1 protein-coding gene is annotated in these 279 nt (G+C 65.9%); it reads right to left on the reverse strand.

Annotated elements, in window-relative coordinates:
* The coding region (locus tag FLQ44_RS11425; RefSeq protein ID WP_206208846.1) for a P-loop NTPase family protein at positions 1-279 on the reverse strand (279 nt) is incomplete at both ends.

Here is a 279-nt window from a genome sequence, read left to right on the forward strand (position 1 = left end):
GCCCAGGGGCTGCCGGGCCGGCGCTTGCTGGTGACCAGGGTCAGCTCGGAGGGCTGGAAGACGTTGATGTTGTGGGTCACCGGCGTGGTCAGCACGTATTGCGCGCGGGTGGCCTTGAGGAAGGCACTGACCTTGTCGATGTTGAAGATGTCGAGGTGAGCGAAGGGCTCGTCGATGAAGACGAAGCCGCCGGGGCGGTGCTCGTCGCGCATCAGGGCCACCAGCAGCAGCAGGGACTTCATGACCTGCTGGCCGCCCGAGGCTTCGCCGTCATCCATG

This window comes from Vogesella mureinivorans, assembly GCF_007644035.1.
Taxonomy (GTDB): Bacteria; Pseudomonadota; Gammaproteobacteria; order Burkholderiales; family Chromobacteriaceae; genus Vogesella; species Vogesella mureinivorans.